Consider the following 26,783-nt stretch of genomic DNA (forward strand, 5'->3'; position numbering starts at 1 on the left):
CGAGGTTGCCTTCGTCGCGATCCGATATAACAGCTCACACCAGCCTTAGATTTGACTGTGAAATTGCAAGAAGTAACTTCATTTAGCACTGCAAGAAATCTGTGGCTAGTCGCCAACTAATGGTCATTTGCACTCATGCCAGGATGATGATCGGCTAGCCCTGAGGCGTCCCTACACACTGGACTAAATCCTAATCAATACCTGGATAACCTCGATCGCAATCATGCTAATGATTTGTCGCTAAAAGTCAAGTTGAACCATCAGGAAAGGCGATCGCGACTTGGGGGATAGGGCGATCGGCAATTCCGCAATTAGAGATATCTCGGAGTAGACATCCTGCAACCTCGATAACCCAGACCTACCACTTTCAAGTGGCAGGTCTGGGTCACGGTGCGACCTTGACTGTTAGGCCGCTGCCACCTTACACAGGCAAGACAAACCGCCCTTCAAAGCGACCCGCCGCTTCAAAATGCTGGAAGCCATTGGGCAGGGCCCCAGAGTTGATCGCATTAGCAACATCAGGATTGAAGCCGCGATAGCTTGATTCTGTATATGCTGCACTGCCTCGCCGCCCTTCAAACTGGCCAAATTGCTGGAAGTGGTCGAACGCGCTAGCTTGAGTGACGCCAGCCCTAACCAAATCGGGGTTGCTGTTCAGATAGAACCGCGCATCAAACAGCGTTAGTGCCGGCAAACGGTTGTCATCCACTCCAAATTTCACATAATGCTCGAAGGCACTCGCTAGCCCCCCACTGTTCACCGCAGAGTTGACATCTGGATTGTTGAGCAAATAATCGCTCTGGTCAAAGAAGGCGCTGGGGTCGCGACCTTCGCGGTGACCACTAGTGAGGAAATGCGATAGACCGCTACTAAGTGCGCCACTGGCGATCGCGTTACGAACATCCGCGTTATTCGCACGATAGAACGATTCGTTGTACAACACACTGGGGTTGCGACCTTCGTTAATGCCGGAGGTCACAAAGTGCTGGAAACCAGAGCTGAAGGTCGAGCCCACCAGGCGAGCGACATCCGGGTTTTGATTGAGGTAGTAGCGCTCATCATAAAGCTGGGCCAGTGGCAACACGTCGATGACATTGCCCGGAGCGACCGCCGCCAGATTGCCCAGCTTCAGTTGCTTCTCATAATCAAGGAAGGAGCTGAGCTGCCCTGTTACCTGAATGCTAACAGTGGTGCTGGCCGTTGCCCCCTGATCATCTTTGATGGTGTAGCTAAAGGTATCGTTGCGAGTTTTGCCCACGGGCAACGCATCAAATACACCGTTTGGATCATAGTTAAAGGTGCCGTTGCCGTTATTGACCAATAGGCCCCGCAAAGCAGATGTATTCACACTGTCTAAGGTGACGGCTCCGCCCTCAGGATCAAAATCATTGGTCAACACGTTCGCAGTTCTAAAGGCGACGGATTCTGTCGTTCTGAAACCCGTGCCACTATTGGCTACTGCGATCGGTGGGTCGTTGACGCCTGTGAGGGTGATTTCAACTGTGCCATCGACCGTACCGCCGTTACCATCACTGACTGTGAATGTGATGTTTTCAGTCTCGACTTCACCGCCCAAGAGGCTTACACCCGGCGTGTAGGTCAGGGTCTCGTTAGTGAACGTGACGGCACCAAAGGTGCCATTAGTGACTTTGCTAATGGATAGGACATCACCAAAGTCGATATCAGTCGCACCCGAATTCACTAAGGCATTGAGCGTAATAGGTGTCCCCTCGGTGGTTGCCGCAGTCAACGAAGGAGTCGTGAGCGTGGGCAGATCATTCTTGCCCTCAATCGTAATGGTCACCGTCCCCGTTGCGGACTTGTTCCCCGAGGGGTCATTGTCCTCAACGGTGTAGGTAAAGGTATCAGTATCGGTGGCACCGACAGCCAACGATTGGAACGCTGTCCCTGGGTCGTAATTGATCAAGTTACTGACAATTTCAACCGTGGCCCCTTTGGTGGTAGTCACCGGGCCCGTTGCCCCATTAATTTTAGTGACCTGCAAGGCGGTGCCACTGTCGTCCGTGTCATTCGCCGTCACGTTGAGCCCGGTGAGCGGCGTCTCTTCATCAGTCGTGAAGCTATCAGCCACGGTGACTGGCGCATCGTTGACTGGGGTAAAGGTGATGTTGCCACTCGCAACTGAAACGTTGACGGTGTCGGTGCCATCAACGCCGTCGCTGACGGTCAGCGTAAAGCTGGGGGGCACCTCGCTATTTTTGTCCGGTTGGAAGCTGATCTCGCCATCGATGACGTCTTGTTGTGTAAACGTGGTGGTGGAAACTAGAGCTGGCGGTGTCGCTGTTGAATCAAATACCAAGAACTCGCCACCGGTTAGGTTACTGACGGTATAGGTCAGTTCAGTTGCGGCGTTATCCACATCCGCAGTTTCGAGGATCGTGAGATCGAGCTCCAACAGTGTCCCTTCCACAATGGGGAAGTTAGCGACTGTGATCTCGGGTGCATCATTCACCGGGAACTGTGACAAGTCGATGGTGGCCGCTTCGGGAGCAGCAAGGGCAGCCCCATCGCGATCTATGACGTTGACCTTGTAGCTAGGCGGTGTTTCGTCGCCATCGTCTTTGAAGGTGATCTCACCAGCGGCTACTTGCGCGATCGAGAACTCGCCCAAGTTATCCCCAGCTGCTGTCGTATCAAGGGCGACGTCGTTGAGGAAGAAGGTGCCACCGGCAACATCAGTAATCTCAAAGGTGAGTTGAGTGACAAGGTCTTCGCGATCGCTCGCAAATATGTTGTCGGTAGTGAGGGTGATCTCTTGCCCCTCAATCGGGCTCAGGGTGTTTTTGGTAAGCTCTGGTGCTTCATTTGCCAACTGGAAGGCAGGCGTCACGGTTTGGGTCAGGGTATTTGCCCCTGTACCGCCGTTGTTGTCTTGCAGTGACAGCGTGAAGGTTGGTGCTACCTCGCTGTCATCGTGGACAAAAGTAACCCGGTTATTGTCGATGTCATCTTGGGTAAAGGTGGTCGCATTGCTGCCATTCACCTGGAAGTTAGCGTTGGCAATGCTATCGACGGTGTAAACCAGCTCTACTGGGTTCGTCGTTTCTTCGTCGGTGACAAAGATTTGGACTTCGCCTGGCGCTGCCGTCACCCCACTTACCACAACAGTAGTGCCACCCTCGACCACCGTCGGGAAATTGATGATAAACGGATCGGGGGTGGGCAGGTCGTTGACGGGTGTAAAGTTGGCCGCCACAGCAAAGTTCAGATCGTTTGGATCGCCTGGATTATCATCTGAGTTGATGGTGGTGGTGATGGCGGGCGTGACTCCAACGGCTTCGTCTGTGAGCGTCAGGCTAAACGTTGGCGCATTGTCATCTAAGCCATCGTCTACAAATGTGACAGTGCCCGCAATGACATCGGCTTGGGTAAAGGTTGTCTGAGTAGTGCCTTTGACCTGGAATTCGCCGCCAGTTACGGCATCAACTGTATAGACAAGAGCACTTGAAGCCGATTCTTCGTCAGTTACCGCCAAAATCGAAGTATCGATTGTCACGGTTCCTTCTTCGGTGATAGCAAGAGGGTTAATCGTGACCACAGGGGCGTCATTGACTGCGGTCAAGGTGCCCGTATAGTCGTCGCTGGTGCTGCCACCCTCGGTATCCAATGCGGTTAGCGTGTAGGCTGGCGCTACGTTAGAGCCATCGTGCTTAAAGGCAATATCGCCATCTTTGATCTGTACCCAGGTGAAGTCGGTGATGGCTGAGGTCGTATTCGTACTCAGGGCAAAGAAGCCGCCCTGCACATTCGAAACTTCAAAGGTTAAGTCAGCCTGAGCCGTCTCACCGACTTCATCAGCTGCGTCAATTTGCGTCAGCCCCAGGCCCAGAATGCCATTTTCTTTGATGGTGAAATCGAACGCGGCTAGATTAGGCGTCGTCGTGGTATCGGCAGCGAGACCAATCAGAGTAGGGTTGTCGTTCTCACGGTTAAACGCGATCGCGGCTGACTCAACCCCGGAAGTTAGCGCCCCGTCACTCACTTCAACGTCGTAAGCGGGGGCACTATCTGAGCCGTCATGGGTAAAGCTGACTAGCCCTTCGACGACCTGCCGCAGGGTAAATTCGGTTGCGGCTGCGCCGTCAACATCAAAAGCACCATTAGTAAGGTTAGTGATGGAGAACTTTAGGTCGAGGTTGGGCGAATCTAAGTCTTCGGCACTGAGGTTGCTGGTAGTGAACTTGAAGGTTTGCCCCTCATCAATGGTGAGGGCATTGGCCAGCAAGGTGGGAGCATCAGGAGTGTTGACAAAGGTGCTCGTCAAGTCAACTTCCAGGGTGGTGGACTGGACTGGCGAGGGCACGCCATTGTCGCTCACCGTGACGGTATAGCTGGGCGCAAACTCACTGTTGTCGTGCTGGAACGCAACACTGCCGAGGTTAAGGTCTTGCTGAGTAAAGGTGTCAGAAACCGCTAGGGCAGCGCCATTCAAGAAGAAGGTGCCTTTATTGACCGCGTCGATGCTGTAGGTCAGCAGGGCCGGATCGCCGGTCGTGCCGTCGAAGGTTTCTTCATCCACGAAACTCAACTGCGTGGCACCATCAATGGTGACTTTTTGGCCTTGTTGAATGGCAAATAGCCCTTCAGTCGTTGCTGGTGCTAGCTCAGGCGCATCGTTGATGGGGGTAAAGTCGATAATGGCGTCGCTGGCGATCGAAATTCCCTGAGGTGTGCCATTGTCTTTAGCCGTGAGGGTATAGGTTGGCGCATCGTTGCTGCCTCCCTGCTTGAAGACCACTTCACCATCAATGACATCTTGTTGGGTAAAGGTTGTTAGCGGAGTGGCAAAAGCCGTATCTGTAATATCAAAGAAAGCACCGTTGGCCAGGTTGCTGATGGTATAGGTCAGGTTGGCCGGGCCACTCTCGGGATCGACGACTTTTAAGTCATTGATAGTCAGCGTTACAGCCTCGTCTTCGGCAATGGTGAGGGTATTGGCTGTGATTTCAGGCGCATCATTAACGGTGGTGAGGGTCGCCGTGAAGTTTTCGAGATCAGTGCTTTCACCATCAGTCACTTCTAGGGTGAAGGTTGGCTGAGTCTCGCTACCGTTGTGCCTAAAGACAATCTGTTGGCCATCCAGCTGAGCCTGGGTAAAGGTCGTGATGGCGGTTTTGGTATCGGTGATGCTGGCAAAGAAACCACCCGTCACGTTGGACGCTGTAAATTCGATGTCCTCGGGCGCAGTGTCAGGATCGGTCACCGTAATATTTGGGAAACCGTCGGCTGGGTTGTTCAGCACCAGGGTGCTGCCTTCTTTGATCGCAAAGGGATCATTGCTGCCGCCTACGACTCCATCGCTGTCAGGGGTGAGGACGGGCGCATCATTGACTGGAATCAGCGTGACGTTGACCGTTGACACCGGGGACGTGGCGTCGCCTAAGGCTGCACCCGCATCGGCTCCCGTGTCAGTCACGGTGACGTCAAAGCTCGGGGCTTTGTTGTCAGTGGGGGTTTCACCCGTATCGTCATGGGTAAAGGTGACCGTCTCTTGAACGAGGTCGAGCAGGGTGAAGGTGGTTTTATTAAAGTTGCCGTTGACGACGTTGGTAACGTTGAATTCAAGATCCAGCGCCTTGGTCTCAACATCGATCGCACTCAGGTTGGCTGTCGTCAGGGTGACCGTTTTGCCTTCGGTGACGGTGAGATTTTTGTTGACCAGTTCTGGTATGTCGTTGACAGCAGTGAAGGTGAAGTCAGTGGCATCAACGGTGAGGGTGACTTGCTCAGCAGAGGGAGAACCGTTGTCATCCAGCGTGACGGTAAAACTGGGCGCGGTTTCACCACTGTGGACAAAGTCCACGAGATTATCAATGACATCCTGCTGCGTAAAGCTAGTGACATCTTTCCCACCAATCTGGAAGGTGCCGTTGGTGGTGGCATCAACGGTGTATTCCAGCTCTGCTGACGTTTGCAGTCCAGCAGCGACCTCCGCATCGGTGACGGCAAAGAGCCCAGCGGTAATGTCGATCGCGGCGTCTTCGGTAATGGCGATCGGCGTGCTAATCGTCAGCGTCGGCGCATCGTTGACCGGGGTAAAGGTGATGTTGGCATCAACCGGAGCTAACGCAATGGGCGTCGGAGTCACTCCAGCTCGATTATCTTCAACCGTAATGCTAAAGGAAGGCTCGATTTCGCCGTCATAGTTGAAGGTCACAGTCCCCGCGACCACATCCGCTAGGGTAAACGTCGTGGCTGAAAAGGCCGCGTTGATCGCGGCATCGACCAGCGCATTCCCGGTGTTGCCTGCTACCGTAATCGAAATTTCGCTATTGAGGCTGTCAACATCTTCAATGTTCAGCACATCGGTCGTAATGACCAGTTCCTCGCCTTCGGTAATGGCGAACTCGTTAGTGATAATTTCGGGCGCGTCGTTGACGCCATTGACGGTGCCGCCGCCCGTGGCCGTGGCGGTGTTGTCGCCGTCGGTGACGCTGATGTTATAGCTGGGAGCGGTTTCAGTGCCGTCGTTTTCAAAGAAGACGCGACCCAGGTTGATGTCATTCTGAGTGAATGTCGTGACTGGGTTGGCATTACCAACCAGGAAGAAGTCGCCCCCTTGCACATTGGAGACGGTGAATTCGAGGTCGCGATCGTCAAAATCGCCATCGGTGGCTCTAATGATCAATCGGCTGATCGTAACGTTGCCATCTTCTTGCACGGTAAAGCCGGGCAAGATGCCGTCACTCGGCTCAAAAACGACAGGCGTTGCCGTGGGGTCAACCGGCTCTAAGAAAACGGGGGTATCGTTGACCTCCGTAAAGGTGACATTGCCTGCCACAGTCGTTTCAGCGGCAACAACCGCATCTTGATCATTAGCCGTAATGCTAAAGATGGGGGCCGTTTCACCGTCATAAAGGAAGGTCACATCCCCATTGACGATATCGGAGCGATTGAAGGTGATGCCGTCGGTCGCGTCGGTATCACCGGCAAAGATAAAGCTACCGGCATTGGCTCCCTTAATGGTGAACTCAATGTCGGGGGCTGGGGTCGCCGCATCGATATCGATCGCATCCAACACCTTCGTGGTGACCAGTAACTCTTCCCCTTCAGTCACCACAAAGTTGTTCTTTAAGATAATGGGCGGGTCATTGACCGTCGCACCGATCGCCCCGGTGATAGTCTGCGGCGGCGACGATAGGCCCTCACCATCCGTTACGGTCACGGTGTAAACCGGGGCAATTTCCGTGCCGTCATGCTGGAAGAAGACGCCCCCAGCGTTCACCTGGGCCAGCGTAAAGCTCGTACTCGCGACCCCACTGACAATAAAGTTGCCGCCTTCAATATTCGTCAGGGCAAAAGTCAGATTAGCGGCCCCTGACTCTTCATCGGTGGCCCCCAGGTTGGCACTGGTGATGGCCACCTGGCCACCTTCATCCACCGTGATGGGCGTCAGCGCATCAACGGGGTCAACCGTCAACGGCGTGCCATCTAAAACCGGTGCATCATTCACCGCCGTGAAATCGGCAATGTTACCCGCCGCTTTGTCCGTCAAGCCGCCCGGATCTTTTACTTCAACGGTGAAGGTGGGCTCACCGTCATCGTTGGCATTCTCATATAAGAAGGTGACCTTGCCCTGGAAAATATCGGACAGGGTAAAGGTCGGGTTAGCAACCCCGTTGAGCAGAAAACTACCGGCATCAGTTCCGGTAATCGTGAAGGTGAGATCAGCCGGATTGGTATTGTCTTCGTCGATCGCGTTCAACACGTTGCCATCGATCAAGAGTTCCTGATCTTCCACCACAGTGAAGTTATTAACCGTGATTTCGGGCGCATCATTGACCGGGATAACGATGCCGCCGCCCGTAGCGGTGGCAGTGCTGTCGCCATCGGTGACGCTGATGTCATAGCTAGGAGCAGTTACCGTGCCGTCATTCACAAAGAGGACACGGCCCAGGTTGATGTCGCCTTGGGTAAAGGTGGTGACTGGAGTGGTGCTGCCCACTAAGCGGAAGCTGCCCCCTGCCACATTGGAGACGGTGAAGGTGAGGTCGCGATCGTCAAAGTCGCCATCGGTCGCCCGAATAATCAGGCGATTAATCGCGACGTTGCCGCCCTCTTGCACGGTAAAGTCAGGCAAGATGCCGTCGCTAAGTTCAAACACGACCGGCGTCACCGCTGGGTTGACCGGCTCCAAGAAGACTGGCGTGTCGTTGACTTCAGTAAAGTTAACGCTGCCAGCAACGGTGGTTTCAGCTGCACCACCGGCATCTTGGTCGTTGGCCGTGATGCTAAAGACGGGCGCAGTTTCACCGTCATACAGGAAGGACACATTGCCCGCCACAATGTCGGCACGAGTAAAGGTGGTGGCGGCAACGCCACCAACCAAGAAACTACCCGCATTCGCACCGGTAATGGTGAATTGGATATCAGGCGCAGGGGTTGCTGCATCAACATCGATCGCATCCAACACGCTCGTCGTAACCAGGAGTTCTTCCCCTTCCACGACATCGAAGTCATTCACCAAAATGAGCGGCGGATCATTAACCGTCGCGCCGATCGCCCCAGTGATGGTCTGCGGCGGCGACGATAGGCCATCGCCATCCGTTACGGTCACGGTGTAAACCGGGGCAATCTCCGTGCCGTCATGCTGGAAGAACACCGCCCCCGCATTTACCCGAGCCAGCGTAAAGCTCGTACTCACGACCCCATTGACAATAAAGTCGCCGCCTTCAATATTCGTCAGGGTAAAAGTCAGATTAGCGGCCCCTGACTCTTCATCGGTGGCCCCCAGGTTGGCGCTGGTGATGGCCACCTGACCACCTTCATCCACCGTGATGGGCGTCAGCGCATCAACAGGGTCAACCGTCAACGGCGTGCCATCTAAAACCGGCGCATCATTCACCGCAGTAAAGTCAACGATATTGCCCGCCGCAATGTCGGTTAGAGCGGTCGGCGTAGTATCGTCAGCCAGCTTAATCGTAAAGCTGGGGGCACCGGCATCGTTGGCATTCTCATATAAGAAGGTGACCTTGCCCTGGAAGATATCGGACAGGGTAAAGGTCGGGCTGGCAACCCCGTTGAGCAAGAAGCTGCCCGCATCGGTACCGGTGATGGTGAAGGTGAGGTCAGCCGCGAGCGTGTCGTCGTCGATCGCATTCAACACGCTGCCATCAACTTTGAGGACCTGATCTTCCACCACGGTGAAGCTATTGACCGTGATATCGGGGCGATCGGCAACGGGCGCAATCCCCACGTTGTAGACCAGCGCTTGAAAGCCGCCATCGCCATCGGAGACCTGTAACGTAAAGGTATCGTCGTTAAAGGTCGCGCCATCCCCATCGCCATCAAAGTTGTCGTCAGGCGTATAGGTAAAGTTTTGCAGGCCATTGCCCGTGCTCGCCCCCAACGCCAGTGAGCCATTGCTGGGACCAGAGATAATATTCCAGGTCAGGGTATCTTGGGTGCCAACATCGCTCGCTTTGACGGTGAAATCGAAGGGGGTATCTTCAGTGACGGGGCCTAAATTAGTGGGTGATGCCGCTGGATCGACCAGGACCGGAGCGACATTCGCGACCTCAATCTCAGTCGTAAAGGCATCAGTGGCTCCCTCGGCATCAGTCACGGTGACTTTGACCGAATAGGTGCCCGTGCCCTCATCTAAGTAGGTGTGCGAGAGCCCGGCAAAGGAAACAGTAGTCTGATCCGTATTCGTAAAGATGATGGCGTCAGTATCGTTGAACGTTTCAACGGTGCCGTCACCCCAGTCCACGGTGATGGAATGAACGTCGTCTAAATCGACCTCGGTGGAGTTGTCGATATCATCAAAGCTGCCGCTAAGGGTGACGGTATCGCCTTCATTAATGCTGGTGACATCAGGCGTGACCGCGAGGTTGATCGGCGCATCATTTACCGGGTTGACATTGACCCCAACGCTGGCAAACGAGATGCCGCCGTCCTCATCAATGACCTTAACGATAAAGTTGTCACCCCCAAAATAATCCGGGTCAGGCGTGTAAGAGAGGGTCTGAGTGTCCCCCGTGCCAGTGGTCACAAAGCTAGCGGTGCCCTGAGTCGGCGCGGTATCGATACTCCAGGTAAAGGTCTCAGAACTGATATCCGACGCTGTCAGGGTCAGCGTGCCTGCATCGTCTTCATCGATGGTGAGGAAGCTACTGGCCGGCGTCACTTCAGGCGGCGTGTTATCAATGGTGATCGACTTAGTGGCGATCGCCGTCTTGCCAAAGCTATCGACCACGGTGGCCGTGATCGAGGCGGCACCATTGATGTTGAACTCATGACCCGTGTTGAAGGAATAAGTTTGGGTCTTAGTATTGAACTTTAAATCTGACGAATTTAAGACTGTCGGGGTCGTGCCGTCGTTCCAGTCGATAGTGACGGTAAAGGTGTCACCGACATCCGGATCGACAAAACTGCCGCTGAGGGTGATGGACTCACCTTCGTCGATGGTGGCAGCGGACGTGGCTAGCTTGAAATTGCTCGGGGCATCCGCCACGGGTGTCACATTAGCGGTGAAGGCGATCGTGCTCGTGCCGCCATCGCCATCATCCACCTTGATTTCAAAGGTTTCACTACCGTTGAAATTAGCCAGCGGCGTGTAGGTGAAAAACTGTGTCGCTGCTGCTCCCGCAGGGGGCGTAAGGGTACCGCCCGACGATGGCGCGGTGACACTCCAGGTAAACGGATCGGCAGCCCCGGCTGGGTCAGTGGCCGTGAGAAAGAAGCTCTTAGTGCCATCTTCGGCTAGAGAAAACGTCGGGGTAATGGAAGGGGTAACGGTGGGAGCCACATTCACCACCGAAATATTCCGAATTTCGGTGTCAGTCAGACCACCAGAGTCAGTGACTTCGACTGAAATATTACCCGCTGTGAACGCCGTATCATCGGCATAGGAATGGGAAGCTGAGAAGGCCCCACTGCTATTCGCCGACACTGTGCTCGTTTTGCCATCCCCCCAAGTAATTTCAACCGTCGCGGTATCGTTAATATCGGGGTCGTCAATTTGCCCCGTCAGAGTAAAGGTTTGCCCTTCGCTGACCGTCCCAGGTGCGCTGAGGCTGGTGATCGTGGGAGCCTCATTGACATCGGTCACCTGCACAAAGACTGATTCGGTGTCCGTGTCAGCGCCATTGGTGGCCGAAACGGTCAGCTCATAGTTTTGCGGAAAAGTCTCGAAGTCGAGGTCATCGGCATCGTTGACTGTGATTGCACCTGTCGTCCCATCGATCGCAAACGCTAACGTGCCATCACTATCATTGTCAGGATTACCACCCGTAATCTCCCAGGTGTCGACTGTCACAGCATTATCAATGGCGACGGTGCCCACCACGTCGCCATTATTGGCTAGCTCAGATACAGGAAATAGCTGGGCGGCTGTAATCTGCGGCGGCACGTCAAGTTGAATCGTGATACCAGCGGTGGCGTTAGCCGTTTGCTGAAAGCCCGTGCCATCGACCGCAAAGTAGTAAATGACCCCATTCTGCGCTTCAAAGCTCGCGCTGGTGGTCTGGCTACCCGAGGCGCTCAAATCGTCGGCAACACGAGTCAGACTCCCAAAGGTAAAGGTGGGATCAGTCGCAGCGATCGTGCTGCTATATACCGCCAGGGCAGTGCCAATGGTGCTGCCCTCAGTGTTCACGTTGACTAGGCCATCCACATTAGAGGTCCAAGTCCACCAGACGGAGTCGTTGGAAAGATTGTTCGCCCCCGGAGTCGTATCGTGAATCGGCTCACCGACCTGGTTATTCGCCAGGGCGTTGCCAATTGCATCGGGCGTACCTGGCGTGAGGGCGATCGCATTTTGAATATCATTATTGGCCGCCAAGATGCCGGGATAGGTGGATACGGCGGCAGCGGTGAGGAGATTGCGCCGCTCGACTTCGCCCCAAAAGGCGTCGAGAGTCCAGTTGCCGCCGCGATCGGCGTGGCCAAGCAAGTGAGTGGATGCAGCAATATTGGCGTGGGTCAGCGTATGGATGGCAGACAAGAACTCAGTGCCAGCATCGCCCGCGGCGACCTGGCAACCGTAAAAGTGGATATCCTTAACGGACGTCTGGGCCGTCCACTGTTGAAGGCGATCGCGATAACGCGGCAACGTTGACAAGCTGAGTTCCGCATTGCCCAACCAGAGCTGCCCCGGCGCACCGTGAGCCACCACAAAGACCTCGGTCGCATCGGCACGGGCCTGCAGAGCCGCAGCAATGTACGCCACACCATCACTATCGGGAGGCAAAATCAAGGTTTCCGCATCGAGGGCAATTCCGGTAGCTAGCTGCAAAGGAGCCTCAATACCCGCATCAACAAAAACAATAGACTTCGTTTTATTCGCCATGATTCGCATCCCAAAAAAATCTACAACCTGCACACCGAACCCACTCTTTTTACTCAAACGCTTACTCATTGATTGCAGCTATCACGCTGCCCAAAGTGTATAAGAGGTTTTCGCAAAGATCACACAAAAAATCGCACCCTTAACTCGCTTTCACCCCGGCGATTTTTCTCGCCAGTCAATTCGGATCGCTGCTTTAAACCCACTTTTGCTCCAGAACCTCAGCTACCAACTAGAACCCATCGGATTGAAAATATCCTTGACATTTTGGCCAATGGCGCAGAGATCTCCGGGGATGACATTACTCAACACGTCCGAAAGAGCACTCAGCATATCCGTTACATTCATGCTGTCTTTACATCAGCACAGGCATTCAGTGCCCCTCAGAGTCGTGTCCTCCCACCTTTTAGCGGTCAATGTAAGCTCTATGCAGAGAGGCTTACACAGACTTGAGGCAATTTTGACTCGCGTTCTATCAACTGGGGATTTCATCAAAAGTTCACAGATGCCATCAACCAACGTGATGATACCCACGATGTTATTTAAAACACTCACCTCTTGCTGGCATTTGTTACAAATCCTTTTTTTTTGAAAGTCTGTATACAGAAAAAAAGGACGACTGTCTAATTTTTGTTGGCGAGTCGATCGCGTGATTTTTATCGCGAATGGACAAGAGGGGAACCAAGCATAATTCAGCCAAAGGCAATTCCCGGAAATTTTTAACAGACCTTAACAAAGGACGGTTGATGATATTTCACGACGTAGCGATTTTTGGCGAAAAGTTATTATCTAGATTTTGGCTAGCAATAACTGATGCGGAGATGGACGGATTTAAATATTTTTAGCGTTTTCTTACAGTCTGGTAATCAGGCTGAGGTTCAAGCCCGCAAGTTAGAGTTGATTTATCAGCGTGACATCGCCAAGTTTTGGGAATGGATGAATTGACTGATTATTGTCGATCGCTGAGCGTAGAAGACGTTTTTTTATCATTGCTAAAAACGACACTAATAGAGTATCTGTCGGCCTTTAGGAGGTGAGAGTCCCCAAATATAGCGTTGGACTGGATATCTGTGCTGTGAGGATCTGGCTGGGGCGCAGCCATAAATGTTGAAGGTAGCGACACTCCAGTGAAGACATTCGGGGGCGATCGCGGCTCGCGACTCACCGGTTCTGACTGGTGGCTGGCGACCTCAGAAAAGGCTTGCAAGGATAGGCTGTAATGAGCGAAATGTTGCTACCTTCGCAATGTTGTCTTTAGTCGGTAGTGGGAAAACGCTGATGATCATCCCCCAGGCGCTGATTTTTGATATGGATGGGCTGATGCTCAATAGCGAACCGCTGTATCAACAGGCGTGGCAAGCGGCAGCCCAGGATTTGGGATTTACGCTGGAAGCAGAGCTGTATCTCAGTTTGGTGGGTCGCAGTAGCGAAGAGACCGACCGTCTGTTTGGGCAAATGTATGGCGATCAATTTCCGGTGCAGGCGTTTAATGACCGTTGGGAAGAGCAGTGGCGATCGCTCGTTCAACAGCAGGGGATACCACTACAGCCGGGACTACTGCCCTTGCTGGATTGGGTCGAACAACAGGGCCTTCCCAAAGCCATCGGGACATCAAGTAACGCGGCGGAAGCGGAGTTGTGTTTAGGGCTGGCGGGCATTCGCGATCGCTTCGCGGCCATTGTGACCGCCGATCAAGTCACAGCAGGGAAACCAGCCCCGGATATTTTTCTCGCGGCGGCCGCCCAGTTGGGGATGCGGCCCGCACAATGTTTAGTACTGGAAGATTCGAATGCTGGGGTACAGGCCGCTGCAGCGGCTGGTATACCTGTCGTGATGGTGCCCGATTTGCAGTCGCCGACCGCTGCTTCCCAGGCGATCGCTCAGCAAATATTTGCGTCCCTACACGAAGTTTTGACCTGGTTGCGGGGTCTCTAGCCAGTCAAAAAGTTGGTCTAACTGTTCTGTCGTGATCAGACCGTACTTCCACAGCGCAATCGGTAGCAGATTTGGCAAGGCCCCAGCTTGGCGGACAGCCAATGCGATCGCGTCCTCTGACAAGCCCATCTCTTTTTCCAAATATTCGATTAAGCGGGCTTGGGTGGTCATTGGGGTAAATTAAGTGCGATTGACTGCTGATGGTTAACGTAGTGTAGCTATGAAATGAAACTTTGAGTAGCCACTTTCGAAGGATTTCGCCGCGATCGCGAAAGAAATTCCAAATGATCCATCAGAAGTGCTATGGCATGGGGATTGCATAAGTTGGAACAGCCGAGACGGCTGTTCACTGGCAGGGCCTGTATTGATTGGCCAGAGCGGGATTCATCTAATTCTGATCCCTAAGAGTTGGCGAGAAGGTTGAACGAGGCTGCCGACGGCTGAACAAAATTTTCTGCGGGAGGCTGGACTCAGTCCTGGTATATCTCACTGGGCGCTCACCCTTCCGCAATCAGGGTGAGTGCTCAGTGGGAGTGATGGCGATCCCTCCTGACGTGGCCGATTAGTGGGGCGGGGTCGCCTCAGAAGCTGACCGACTTTGTTTCACAGAGTTCAGGGCCTCTAAAAGCGTTGTTCTTGACCTCCTGAGAATCCCAATACCGGGCTTTGCAGCATTCACCCGCTGCGGGCTCTCTGCTAAAAGGTTTGTGTTGCGGCGCATTTCTGGTGTAATGGGCACGAGTCGCGTTTAGAAATTACCGATGCCGTTGCGCTGGGGTAACACCAATGCAGGAGACCTCAAACATCATTCGACTAATTAGCGCGATCGCCGCCATCGTGTTGGGCTCCGGTGGCGTGATTGCGCTGTTTTACGCCGCCAACATTTTGGTGAATCGGTTGCCTTACCAGACGCGATCGCGCATTTTGCCCTGGGTATACATGGCTCCAGCCCTCGCGGTGCTGACGGCATTTTTGATTTTGCCGACCATGCGCACGATCATTCTCAGTTTTATGGATCGGCGATCGGAAGCCTGGGTGGGGTTCGACAACTATATATTTGCCTTCACCAACTCCGATATGCTGGTGGCCTTTCGCAACAACATTTTGTGGTTGGTGTTGGTGACGGGCGTAAGCGTCAGTTTGGGACTCGTGATTGCCGTGCTGGTCGATCGCGTCAGGTACGAACCCCTCGCCAAGGCGCTAATCTTTTTGCCCATGGCGATTTCCTTCGTCGGCGCAAGTGTGATTTGGCGGTTTGTGTATGCCTATCAGCCCCCCGGCGTTGACCAGATTGGCCTGCTGAATGCCGTGGTCGTGGCGCTGGGGTTTGAACCCATCGGCTGGCTGGTGAACAAAACCGTCAACAACTTTGCCCTCATCGCCATCATGATCTGGCTGCAAACCGGCTTTGCCATGGTGCTGCTGTCCTCTGCGGTGAAGGGCATTCCCCAAGACGTGCTGGAGGCGGCGCGCATCGATGGGGCCAACGAGTTTCAAATTTTTTGGCGCATCACCATTCCCATGATCAGCTCCACCATTGTCGTCGTCTCCACCACGATTATTGTGCTGGTGCTCAAGGTGTTTGACATCGTGTTTGTGATGACGGGCGGCAACTTAGATACCGACGTGATCGCCAGCCGCATGATCAAAGAAATGTTCAACTTTCGCAATTTTGGCCGGGGCAGCGCGATCGCGGTGATTCTGCTCCTCGCGGTGATTCCCGTCATGGTGACCAACATTCGCCGCTTTCAGCAGCAGGAGGCCAACCGATGATGGAGCTACCGGAAAAGCGATCGCCCCAAGCCCTCACCCGGATGGATCGCCTCGAAAAACTGCTCACCACCGCCCCCGTCCACCTGGTGGTGATTGCCCTCGCCGTGCTGTGGACGCTGCCCACCGCCGGACTGCTGATCAGCTCTTTTCGTCAACCCGACGTGCTGCTCGAAAGTGGTTGGTGGACGGTGTTTACGCCGCCGTTCAATCCCGGCCAATTCCACCTGGGCAACTACGCCGACGTGCTGACGGGGCAAGGCATGGGACAGGCGTTTTTGAACAGTCTGATCATCACCATTCCCGCCACGGTGATGCCCATCGCGATCGCCACCTTTGCCGCCTATGCCCTGGCCTGGATGCGTTTTCCTGGTCGGCAACTGTTATTTGTCATGATTGTGGGTTTGCTGGTGGTGCCGCTGCAAATGACGCTAATTCCCGTCTTGCGGGCGTACAACACCCTGGGACTTTCCGGGACGTTTCTCGCCGTTTGGCTGGCCCACACCGGTTACGGTATGCCCCTCGGCATTTACCTGCTACGCAACTACATCGGCACCCTGCCCCGCGATCTGATCGAAGCTGCTGCCGTCGATGGGGCGTCCCACCTGAAGATTTTCACTCGCATCGTGGTGCCGTTATCGACCCCCGCGATCGCCTCTTTCGCGGTGTTCCAATTCCTCTGGGTGTGGAATGACTTGCTGGTGGCCCTGGTGTACCTCGGCGGCAACCAAAACGTGGCCCCCGTGACGCTGGTGTTGCGGAACCTAGTGGGCGATCGCGGTCAAGACTGGCACTTGCTTACCGCTGGAGCGTTTATTTCCATGATTGTGCCGCTGCTGGTGTTCTTTGCCTTGCAGCGGTACTTTGTACGAGGGTTGTTGGCCGGTTCGGTGAAGGGATAATGGCGCATATCGTATTTGAGCAAGTCACGAAGCAATACGAAAATGGCTTCGTCGCCGTTAAAGACCTGAACCTGGATATTGGCGAAGACGAATTTCTCGTCCTCGTCGGCCCCTCCGGCTGTGGCAAAACCACCTCCCTGCGAATGCTGGCGGGCCTTGAATCCATCAGCGGCGGCAACATTTATATCGATGGCAAGCGGGTCAATGAGCTGTCCCCCCGCGAGCGGGACATTGCCATGGTGTTCCAGTCCTACGCGCTCTATCCTCACATGAGCGTGTTTGAAAACATGGCCTTTAGTCTGCAACTTCAGGGCACTGCGAAACCGGATATCCAGCAACGGGTACACGCCGCCGCCACCCAACTCGGCATTGAAGAACTACTCGATCGCAAACCCAAACAACTTTCTGGCGGCCAACGTCAACGGGTGGCAGTAGGCCGGGCGATCGTCCGCGACCCCGCCGCCTTCCTCATGGATGAACCCCTCTCCAACCTCGACGCCAAACTGCGGGTGCAGGCCCGCGCCGAACTGAGCAAACTCCACAAAAAACTCGGCACCACGTTCATCTACGTCACCCACGACCAGGTGGAAGCCATGACGATGGGCAGTCGCATTGCGGTGATGAATCAAGGCATTTTGCAGCAGGTCGATACGCCGCAAACCCTCTACGACCAGCCGAACAATGTGTTTGTCGCGGGCTTTATGGGCAGCCCGTCGATGAACTTTTTCGCCGCGACCCTGAAGCCTGACGGCGACGAGCTATTGATTGAAGCAGGGGCGTTGCGTTTGCCGATTCCACCGGATCAGCGATCGCGCTATCAGCCCCACATTGGCACCCCGGTTATCTTCGGCCTCCGTCCCGAAAACATCTATAACCCCAAATTTGCGCCCCCCGGCATCAACCCGTTAGACATCGATGCCACCGTTTCCGTCGTCGAAATGATGGGCCACGAAGAGATTGTGTACCTAACCCTGGGCGACGATCAGGAGTTTCTGGCGCGAGTGGATCCGCGATCGCGCTTCACCCCCGGCGAAACCGTCCGCATCAGCTTCGACCTCAACCGCTTCCACCTCTTCGACCAAGCTTCGGAGCATGTCTTGGTCTGACAAAACATCGCGATAAGTAAGTAGCTGGGCCAAAGTCCGAGCTGGGTGGGAATATTGACCCGGAAAATTTTGATGGAGAAAGAGAATATTCACTGGCGGCGATCGCGCTGGCGCAGAGAGGTTTTGCCATTTTTAGCGCACTGGCGGCAACGCTGCCCATGCCCTTGAATCATCTTTTTCGCCAGGAAATGGGCAACGCTATGGAGCTGTGAAGCGTGGGCGCGATCGCTAGCAGCCATTGATTAAAGATCTTGGTAAAGATCGCCTCGATTCAGTAATTCCCCTTAGAATAGCGGCGGCGTCCACCCCTGGTTTTCCCATGTTGCATCGCATGTTTTCAACGACCGCTTGGTTTGCCGCTCTGTCGCTCTCGGCTGTCTTCCTGCCAACAGGGACGGCCCACGCGCAAGCCACCGACTTGAGCGAAAACCAGTCTTACATTCGCGGCTGCCGCCAGATTAAGCAAGGGGTGAGCGCGATCGTTTACGACAATACTGACTTGGCCAATAAACCCGACAATCAAATCGGGACGATCTTCGCGGGTACCGAAGTTGCCCTGACTGGCGTATTACGCGAGACGGACACTTACACGGCAGCTCAGGTTTATTTGAACGATGGCGATTTAACCACGACCCAACCTGTCGGGTGGATCGACGCCGCTCAACTCACCCCCTGCCCAGGCACCACCCCACCCCCGACAGCGAATGTCTGCTTCCGCCCTCGCACGACTCTGGTCGTTCGCAGTGGGCCGAGCATTACCTCCGCCAATACGGGGATGACATTCACCACCTCATCTTTGATCACCCCGCATACCCAACCACCGGAATTTCGCACCGATCCTGCTGATGGCCGAGTTTGGCTGCATGTCAATACCTACAGAGGCCCCAATTGGGTCGCTAGCACTGGCCCAAATGGTGGCGGCAGCAACCTGAATACTGAGCCTTGTCGATAGTCAAGCCAGCGATGGCTGGGCAATATCAGAGCTGCCGCGCAATTTGGCTAGCCTTTCGGTAGCGCTGCTGAGGCGGCCAAGTTATCGGTGCTCAAGGGGGCGAGGGTCGGCGCTGTGATGGCGGTTTTCAAGCACCGGGGATTGGAGGTGGATGATCGTGCGATCGCGATACCGCGATCGCGTTTTAGGAATGCTGTAGACTAGCTCCCAAATCGCGACTACTGAGGGCGCATTCCCCATGGAATCTAGCTTTTTGACGACGGTCTTCTTACCCCTGGCGTTGTTCATCATCATGCTGGGGATGGGCTTGGGGCTGACGCTGGCGGATTTTCGGCGCATCTTAACGGAACCCAAAGGCGTCTTGCTGGGGCTGATTGCCCAACTCTTGGTCTTACCCTTGATTGGGTTTGCCCTGGCCGCCACCTTGCCCTTGCCCCCAGAATTAGCCGTCGGCGTCATGATTTTGGTGGCCTGTCCGGGTGGCCCCACGTCTAACTTGATGACTTATCTCGCCAAGGGGCGGGTGACACTCTCCATTACGTTGACCGCGATCGGTAGCGTCATCACCGTTTTTACCATCCCCCTTGTGGTGAATGCCTCCATGGGCTATTTCATGGGCGAGAGCGCGGCCCTACGCCTCCCATTTCTCGCCACGGTGATTCAAATCGCGGTCATCACCCTAGTGCCAGTGAGCCTGGGGATGCTGCTGCACCATTACACCCCCCGCTTGGCCGCCGCAGTGGAAAAGCAGGTGAAATGGCTCGCCATGTTTTTCCTGGGCCTGGTGATCGCTGGATTGTTGCTCAAAGAGCGGGAAAACGTGCTGAGTTTCTTTGCTCAGGTGGGCTGGGTGACGTTGCCGCTGATTGCATTGTCGATGTTGGCAGGCTATGGATTAGCGATCGCGACGAAACTCGATCGCCCCAGCGCCACCGCCATCACCATTGAGGTGGGCATTCAAAACGGCACGCTAGCGATCGCGATCGCCAGCGCCCCGAATTTCCTCAACAATTCCACCATGGCAATTCCCGCCGCGATTTACAGCTTAATCATGTTCGTCATCGGCGGCTTATTTGCCTGGTGGGCGCAGCGCTATTGGGTTCCCGCGTCTCAGCCACCGGATGCAGCGCAGCCAAGCGAGCTGTTGGAGCGATAAGGGCCACGCTGGAGAATCAACGTACCAACGCCCGACCGGGCCAGAGACAGTCTCACCCCCCAAGACTCGCCCCTCAGCTACCCAACCACCCGATCACCCAACCACTACTCTCAACCAGGAGGGTACTTTTCCGCTGCGATCGTAGGCATTGCCAAAATTAGCTGTAATAATGCTGAGAAAGAAAATCGGCGGAAAGCACATGGTTGATTTGGGGCTCCGGGGGCAGCGGATGGGTCGTTATTTACGGCAATATGCCAAGCGATGGCTGTTAGTGGTGTTGGCGTTGGTGGGGGCGATCGCCTTCGCGGGCTGCAACCCGTCCCAGTTCACCAACGCTGAGGCCACCAACTCCCGCATTGTCTTTAGCTCCCTCGGCGACCCCAAAACCTTCAACCCCGCCCTCAGTCAGGAATATCCCAATATCTTTCTCTACACCTTTGAGGGCATGGTTACCCGTGATGGCGAAACCGGGGAGATTGTGCCGCAAATGGCCGAATCCTGGGACATTTCTGAAGATGGCTTGACCTACACCTTTACCCTGCGCGAAGGGTTGAAATGGTCAGATGGCGAACCCATCACCACCGATGACGTCATCTTCACCTACAACGACGTCATCTTTAATGAAGCAATTCCGACCTCCGCCCGCGACATTGTCCGCATCGGCCCGGAAGGCAAGCTCCCCAAGATTGCCAAACTGGACGATCGCCGTTTCCAATTCATTCTGCCAGAGCCCTTTGCGCCCTTTCTGGAAACCACTGGCAATGGCATCTTGCCCGCCCATATCCTGCAAGAATCAGTCAACACGTTGGATGAAGAGGGCAGCCCGCAGTTCTTGTCCATGTGGACCACCGGCACCCCACCCGAAGAAATCGTCGGCAACGGCCCCTATCGCCTCAAGCAATATTTGCCGAGCCAGCGGGTCATTTTTGAGAAAAATCCCTACTACTGGCAGCAAGACGATCAAGGCAACCAGCAGCCCTACATCGAAGAACTCGTCTGGCAGGTCATCGAATCTACCGATAACCAGCTCCTCCAGTTTCGCTCTGGGGGGCTCGACACCATTGGCATCGGCCCCGACGAATTTGCGCTAATGAAGCGGGAAGAAGATCGCGGCAACTTCACCATTCATGAAGGTGGACCGGCCCTCAGCACCCTGTTCGTCACCTTTAACTTGAACCAAGGGGTGCGCGACGGCAAGCCTTTAGTGGATCCCATCAAATCTAAATGGTTTAACTCCGTCGCCTTTCGCCAAGCGGTGTCTTACGCCATCGATCGCCAAACCATGATTAACAACATCTATCAGGGCTTAGGCGAACCCCAAACATCACCGCTGCCAGTGCAAAGTCCGTTTTACGCCAGTCCCGAAGACGGCATGCCCATCTATGACTACAGCCAAGAGGCCGCCCGCAACCTATTGGAGACCGATGGCTTTCAGTACAACGCGGCAGGCGAACTATTAGATGCTGATGGCAATCGCGTGCGTTTCACGTTGCTGACCAACTCGGGCAACAAGATTCGCGAAGCGATCGGGGCGCAAATCAAGCAAGACCTGAGCAAAATCGGCATTCAGGTGGATTTTCAGCCCATCAGCTTCAATGCCTTGGTGACCAAACTCAGCGACAGCCTCGACTGGGAAGCCCACATCATCGGCTTTACCGCTGGCCTCGAACCCAATGGCGGCGCTACGGTCTGGCTACTGGATGGGACACTGCACGCCTTTAATCAACAGGCCCTCGCTGGGCAAGAACCCTTGGAGGGGTGGGAAGCCGCCGACTGGGAAAAACGCATCGCCGACATCTACATTCAGGCCGCTCAAGAAGTTGACCCGGAAAAGCGCAAAGCCCTCTATTTCGAGAGCCAGCGCTTGACCCAGGAATACTTGCCGTTCATCTACTTGGTGAACCCCCTCAACCTAGGGGCGGTGCGTAACACGATTGAAAATGTCAATTATTCCGGCATCGTGCGCCCCTTTGCTCTGTGGAACGTGCAAGAGCTGCAACGGACGCCATAAAAAGCGCCCGCCCACTTTTGGACGGCTATCAAAAGCAGCAGCGAGGCGACGGTCAAAGATCATCGGCGTAGTGAGTAGCTCTGTAGTGGGTAACTGCGTGGCGTGCATCGGCCCCATCGCCTCAGTGAGGGAAGGGCGGCGATCGCGATCGCCACTTCAGCGCCCAACCACTCCAGCAACCGGGCGATCGCGAGCCCCGACCGACGTTTATTCTTCTTATACGGAAAATAAATTTTCCTAATGACGCTACAAAACTTCAAACAAACCCGGCAGTCGGGGCGAAAAACATTGCGAATTGTTACTCCTGCTGCTGCATCCCTTATCTGACAAGGTTTTTCTGTTACAAGGTTGGTAGGTTTTGCAATCTTTTTAGCCTGGTTTGAGTGGCTTCTTTAAACGCATTGTTGGGTTTTGTAAATAGTCTTTTGCTGAATAAAAACCCGGCCCTTTAAAGTTGTTACCGGAAGCTGATCGCCATCCTTCGACCCCCTTGACTGGGCGAAGCATGGCGGCTGAAGCCAGGCTTGGAAGTTGACTGGCCGAGTCATTTTGGGATTTAGATACGTCATAAAGGAGTCATCACTGCATGTTCACCAACGTCAAGCCCACTGTGCGCCACATCGCGCCCGATGATCTGAACGGGCGATCGCTGGTAAAAGTGGTCTACGTGGTGCTGGAGCCTCAGTACCAGAGTGCTCTTTCATCGGCCATTCGCGCGATCAACACCAACAATTCCGAAGTCGCGTTTGAAGTCAGCGGCTATTTGATCGAAGAGCTGCGCAGTCAGGAAAACTACGAAGCCTTTAAACAAGATATTTCAGAAGCCAATATTTTTATCGCCTCGCTGATCTTTATCGAAGACTTGGCCGACAAAGTGGTGGAAGCGGTGCAGCCCCACCGCGACAGCTTGGATGCGGCGGTGGTCTTCCCCTCCATGCCCCAGGTGATGCGCCTGAACAAGATGGGCAGCTTCTCCATGGCGCAGTTGGGCCAGTCTAAAAGCGTCATCGGCGAATTCATGAAGAAGCGCCGCCAGAAGAAAGGCAGCGGCTTTGAAGACGCCATGCTGAAGCTGCTGCGGACGTTGCCGAATGTGCTGAAGTACCTGCCGGTGGAAAAGGCCCAGGATGCGCGCAACTTTATGCTCAGCTTCCAGTATTGGCTGGGCGGGTCGCCCGAAAACCTGGAAAACTTTTTCCTGATGTTGGCCGATCGCTACGTCTTCACCGACAAAACGATCGAAGGTGCGCCCCAGGCGGACAGCCTGGAACATGCTGAGCCCGTGACTTTCCCCGATGTCGGCATCTGGCACCCCATGGCCACCCAGATGTTTGAAGACCTGAAAGAGTATCTGAACTGGTACGAGTCTCGGAAGGACTTGCCAGAGGAACTGCGTGATCCCCTGGCTCCCTGCGTCGGTCTGGTGCTACAACGGACGCACCTGGTCACCGGGGACGAAGCTCACTACGCGGCCATGGTACAGGAGTTGGAGTACATGGGCGCGCGCGTGATTCCCGTGTTTTCCGGCGGTCTGGACTTCGCCAAACCCGTAAATGAGTACTTTTTTGATCCGTTAAAGCCCGATCATGCGATCGTGGATTCTGTGGTGTCCCTCACGGGTTTTGCGCTGGTGGGTGGCCCCGCGAGACAGGATCATCCGAAGGCGATCGAAACCCTCAAGCGTTTGAACCGCCCCTACATGGTGGCGCTGCCCCTGGTGTTCCAAACCACTGAGGAGTGGGAAGAGAGTGATCTGGGTCTGCACCCGATTCAGGTGGCGTTGCAGATGGCGATTCCCGAGTTGGATGGGGCGATCGAGCCCATCGTCCTCTCCGGTCGTGACGGCATGACGGGCCGCGCCATCACCCTACAAGACCGCATCAGTTCCATCGCGCAGCGGGCCATCAAGTGGGGCAACCTGCGCCGCAAGCCCAAGCTCGACAAGAAACTGGCGATCACCGTCTTCAGCTTTCCGCCGGATAAGGGCAATGTGGGTACCGCCGCGTACTTGGATGTGTTCGGCTCCATCTACAAAGTGCTGGAGGCCATGAAGGGCAACGGCTACGACCTACCGGAACTGCCGGAGTCGCCGGAAGCCCTGATGCAGGAGGTGATCCACGACGCCCAAGCCCAGTATGCCAGCCCAGAGTTGAACGTCGCCTACCGCATGTCGGTGCCTGAGTACGAGGAACTGACCCCCTACTCCACTCGCCTAGAAGAAAACTGGGGCGCGCCTCCTGGAAACCTGAACACCGACGGGCAAAACCTGTTGGTGTACGGCAAGGCCTTCGGCAACGTCTTCATCGGCGTGCAGCCCACGTTTGGTTACGAAGGCGACCCGATGCGGCTGCTGTTCTCCCGCTCCGCCAGTCCCCACCACGGTTTTGCGGCCTACTACACCTACCTGGAAAAAATCTGGGGCGCGGATGCGGTGCTGCACTTTGGCACCCACGGCTCGCTGGAGTTTATGCCTGGTAAGCAAATGGGCATGTCGGGCACCTGCTACCCCGACAGCCTGATCGGCACCACGCCGAACCTCTATTACTACGCGGCGAACAACCCCTCCGAAGCGACGATCGCTAAACGCCGGGGCTATGCCGAAACCATCAGCTACCTCACCCCGCCCGCCGAAAACGCGGGTCTGTACAAGGGGCTGAAGGAACTGAGCGAACTGATTAGCTCCTACCAGTCCCAGAAGGACAGCGGTCGGGCCATCCAGATTGTGAACGCGATTGTCGAAACGGCGCGGGTCTGCAACCTCGATCGCGACGTGCCCTTACCGGAAATTGACGCCAGCGACATGTCCGCTGAGGACCGGGACAACCTAGTCGGCAAGATCTACATCAAGCTGATGGAAATTGAGTCGCGCCTGTTGCCCTGTGGTTTGCATATCATTGGTAAGCCCCCGACCGCTGAGGAAGCGATCGCCACCCTGGTCAACATCGCTGGGCTGGATCGCGAAGAAGAAGGCATCATGAGCCTGCAACGGGTCATCGCCGAGAGCATTGGCCGCGACATCGACGAAATCTATGGCAACAGCGATCGAGGCGTGCTCGACGACGTGCAACTGCTGTACGACATCAATCAGGCCATCCGCGATGCCGTCGCGGCCCTGGTCGGCGAACAGGTGGATGCCGAAGGTCGCGTCTCTATGGTGTCGCGCTTGAACTTCCTCAACATTGGCCGCAAAGAGCCCTGGGTGAAGGCGCTCCACGATGCGGGTTACACCAAAGTGGAAGGCGAAACCATCAAGCCTCTGATGGAGTTCTTGGAATACTGTCTGGAGCAGGTCTGCGCCGACAACGAACTGGGTGCCCTGCTGAAGGGTCTGGAAGGCGAATATGTCATTCCAGGGCCGGGTGGCGACCCGATTCGGAACCCCGATGTGCTGCCCACCGGCAAGAATCTGCACGCCCTCGATCCCCAGTCCATCCCCACCCTGGCAGCAGTCCAATCCGCCAAGATCGTGGTCGATCGCCTGCTGGAGCGCCAAAAGCAGGAAAACGGCGGTCGCTATCCTGAAAGCATCGCCACCGTCCTCTGGGGCACCGACAACATCAAAACCTATGGCGAATCCCTCGCCCAAATGATGTGGTTTGTCGGCGTCAAGCCCGTGCCCGATGCCCTCGGTCGGGTGAATAAGCTGGAGTTGCTGTCTTTAGAGGAACTCGGTCGGCCCCGCGTGGATATCGTCGTGAACTGCTCCGGCGTCTTCCGCGACTTGTTCATTAACCAGATGGCCCTGCTCGATCGCGCCGTGAAAATGGCCGCCGAAGCCGATGAGCCTCTGGAAATGAACTTCGTCCGCAAGCACGCCCTAGAGCAAGCCGCCGAAATGGGCTGCGACCTGCGCACTGCCGCCACCCGCATCTTCTCCAACGCTTCTGGCTCCTATGCCTCCAACGTCAACCTGGCAGTGGAAAACAGCAGTTGGGAAGAGGAAACCGAACTCCAGGAGATGTACCTGAATCGCAAGTCCTTTGCCTTCAACTCCGACAATCCGGGGGTGATGGACGAGTCGCGCGGCATCTTTGAGTCTTCGCTGAAGAAGGCGGAAGTTACCTTCCAAAACCTGGACTCTTCGGAGATCTCGCTAACGGATGTGTCCCACTACTTTGACTCCGACCCCACCAAGGTGGTGGCGAGTCTGCGGGGCGACGGCACCAAGCCCGCCTCCTACGTAGCGGACACCACGACGGCGAACGCTCAGGTGCGCACCCTGTCGGAAACGGTGCGTCTGGATGCCCGTACCAAGATGCTCAATCCCAAGTGGTACGAGGGCATGCTCTCCCACGGCTACGAAGGGGTGCGGGAACTCTCGAAGCGCCTGGTGAACACCATGGGCTGGTCGGCGACCGCTGACGCGGTGGACAACTGGGTCTACGAAGATACCAACTCCACCTTCATCAAGGATCCGGAGATGTGTAAGCGCCTCATGGATCTGAACCCCAACTCCTTCCGCCGCATGGTGTCGACCCTGCTGGAAGTGAACGGGCGCGGCTACTGGGAAACCAGCGACGAAAACCTGGATCGGCTCCAAGAGCTGTACCAGGAAGTCGAAGACCGCATCGAAGGCGTCGAGTAAGTCAAAACAAGAAGGGGGCGGTTCCCTGCGAGGGAACCGTCCCCTGGGCGACTGGA

At 55.3% G+C, this 26,783-nt stretch carries 13 protein-coding genes; 9 read left to right on the plus strand and 4 right to left on the minus strand.

Translation table 11 applies throughout. The features are described 5' to 3' along the window. Window positions 1-421 precede the first annotated feature (421 nt). On the minus strand, window positions 422-12,313 hold the full coding sequence (locus JUK32_RS20115) for a cadherin-like domain-containing protein (RefSeq protein ID WP_204140652.1): 11,892 nt from the start codon (window positions 12,311-12,313) through the stop codon (window positions 422-424). 1,242 nt (window positions 12,314-13,555) lie between these two features. Between JUK32_RS20115 and JUK32_RS20120 the strand changes: the two genes are divergently transcribed. Continuing rightward, window positions 13,556-14,245, plus strand: a complete 690-nt coding sequence (locus JUK32_RS20120) for an HAD family phosphatase (protein ID WP_204140653.1) — start codon at window positions 13,556-13,558, stop codon at window positions 14,243-14,245. On the opposite strand, the gene JUK32_RS20125 is transcribed toward JUK32_RS20120, so the two are convergent. Then, entirely contained in the window at window positions 14,210-14,416 is a 207-nt protein-coding gene (locus JUK32_RS20125; RefSeq protein WP_204140654.1) for a DUF2949 domain-containing protein, read from the minus strand. The two genes, JUK32_RS20120 and JUK32_RS20125, sit on opposite strands and share 36 nt — an antisense overlap. A 615-nt stretch (window positions 14,417-15,031) precedes the next feature. Here JUK32_RS20125 and JUK32_RS20130 point away from each other — a divergent pair. The 3 genes from JUK32_RS20130 to JUK32_RS20140 are packed head-to-tail and all read left to right on the plus strand — an operon-like array spanning window position 15,032 to window position 18,023. Beyond that, on the plus strand, window positions 15,032-16,018 hold the full coding sequence (locus JUK32_RS20130; RefSeq protein WP_204140655.1) for a carbohydrate ABC transporter permease: 987 nt from the start codon (window positions 15,032-15,034) through the stop codon (window positions 16,016-16,018). Window positions 16,019-16,059: 41 nt separating this feature from the next. Continuing rightward, window positions 16,060-16,917, plus strand: a complete 858-nt coding sequence (locus tag JUK32_RS20135) for a carbohydrate ABC transporter permease (protein ID WP_204140679.1) — start codon at window positions 16,060-16,062, stop codon at window positions 16,915-16,917. Beyond that, on the plus strand, window positions 16,917-18,023 hold the full coding sequence (locus tag JUK32_RS20140; RefSeq protein ID WP_204140656.1) for an ABC transporter ATP-binding protein: 1,107 nt from the start codon (window positions 16,917-16,919) through the stop codon (window positions 18,021-18,023). Before JUK32_RS20135 ends, JUK32_RS20140 begins: the two co-directional genes overlap by 1 nt. An 89-nt stretch (window positions 18,024-18,112) precedes the next feature. Here JUK32_RS20140 and JUK32_RS20145 read toward each other — a convergent pair whose 3' ends face one another. After that, window positions 18,113-18,262, minus strand: a complete 150-nt coding sequence (locus tag JUK32_RS20145; RefSeq protein WP_204140657.1) for a hypothetical protein — start codon at window positions 18,260-18,262, stop codon at window positions 18,113-18,115. Window positions 18,263-18,342: 80 nt separating this feature from the next. Between JUK32_RS20145 and JUK32_RS20150 the strand changes: the two genes are divergently transcribed. Beyond that, a complete protein-coding gene (locus tag JUK32_RS20150; RefSeq protein ID WP_204140658.1) occupies window positions 18,343-18,975 on the plus strand; it encodes a hypothetical protein in 633 nt (210 codons plus the stop codon). Between the two features lie 81 nt (window positions 18,976-19,056). Here JUK32_RS20150 and JUK32_RS20155 read toward each other — a convergent pair whose 3' ends face one another. Further along, a complete protein-coding gene (locus JUK32_RS20155) occupies window positions 19,057-19,215 on the minus strand; it encodes a hypothetical protein (RefSeq protein ID WP_204140659.1) in 159 nt (52 codons plus the stop codon). Here JUK32_RS20155 and JUK32_RS20160 point away from each other — a divergent pair. From JUK32_RS20160 to JUK32_RS20175, 4 genes are all read left to right on the plus strand, one after another. Next, the gene (locus tag JUK32_RS20160; RefSeq protein ID WP_204140660.1) at window positions 19,214-20,131 is read left to right on the plus strand and encodes a bile acid:sodium symporter family protein; all 918 of its coding nucleotides are present in this window, start codon (window positions 19,214-19,216) and stop codon (window positions 20,129-20,131) included. The genes JUK32_RS20155 and JUK32_RS20160 overlap by 2 nt on opposite strands. A gap of 199 nt (window positions 20,132-20,330) precedes the next feature. Next, window positions 20,331-22,142, plus strand: a complete 1,812-nt coding sequence (locus JUK32_RS20165) for an ABC transporter substrate-binding protein (RefSeq protein WP_239112891.1) — start codon at window positions 20,331-20,333, stop codon at window positions 22,140-22,142. A gap of 70 nt (window positions 22,143-22,212) precedes the next feature. Next, window positions 22,213-22,383, plus strand: coding sequence for a hypothetical protein (locus tag JUK32_RS20170; RefSeq protein ID WP_204140661.1), 171 nt, complete (start codon window positions 22,213-22,215; stop codon window positions 22,381-22,383). 345 nt (window positions 22,384-22,728) lie between these two features. Next, entirely contained in the window at window positions 22,729-26,727 is a 3,999-nt protein-coding gene (locus JUK32_RS20175; RefSeq protein ID WP_204140662.1) for a magnesium chelatase subunit H, read from the plus strand. Window positions 26,728-26,783 lie beyond the last annotated feature (56 nt).

This window comes from Halomicronema sp. CCY15110, from assembly GCF_016888165.1.
In the GTDB taxonomy this organism is placed as follows: Bacteria; Cyanobacteriota; Cyanobacteriia; order Phormidesmidales; family Phormidesmidaceae; genus Halomicronema.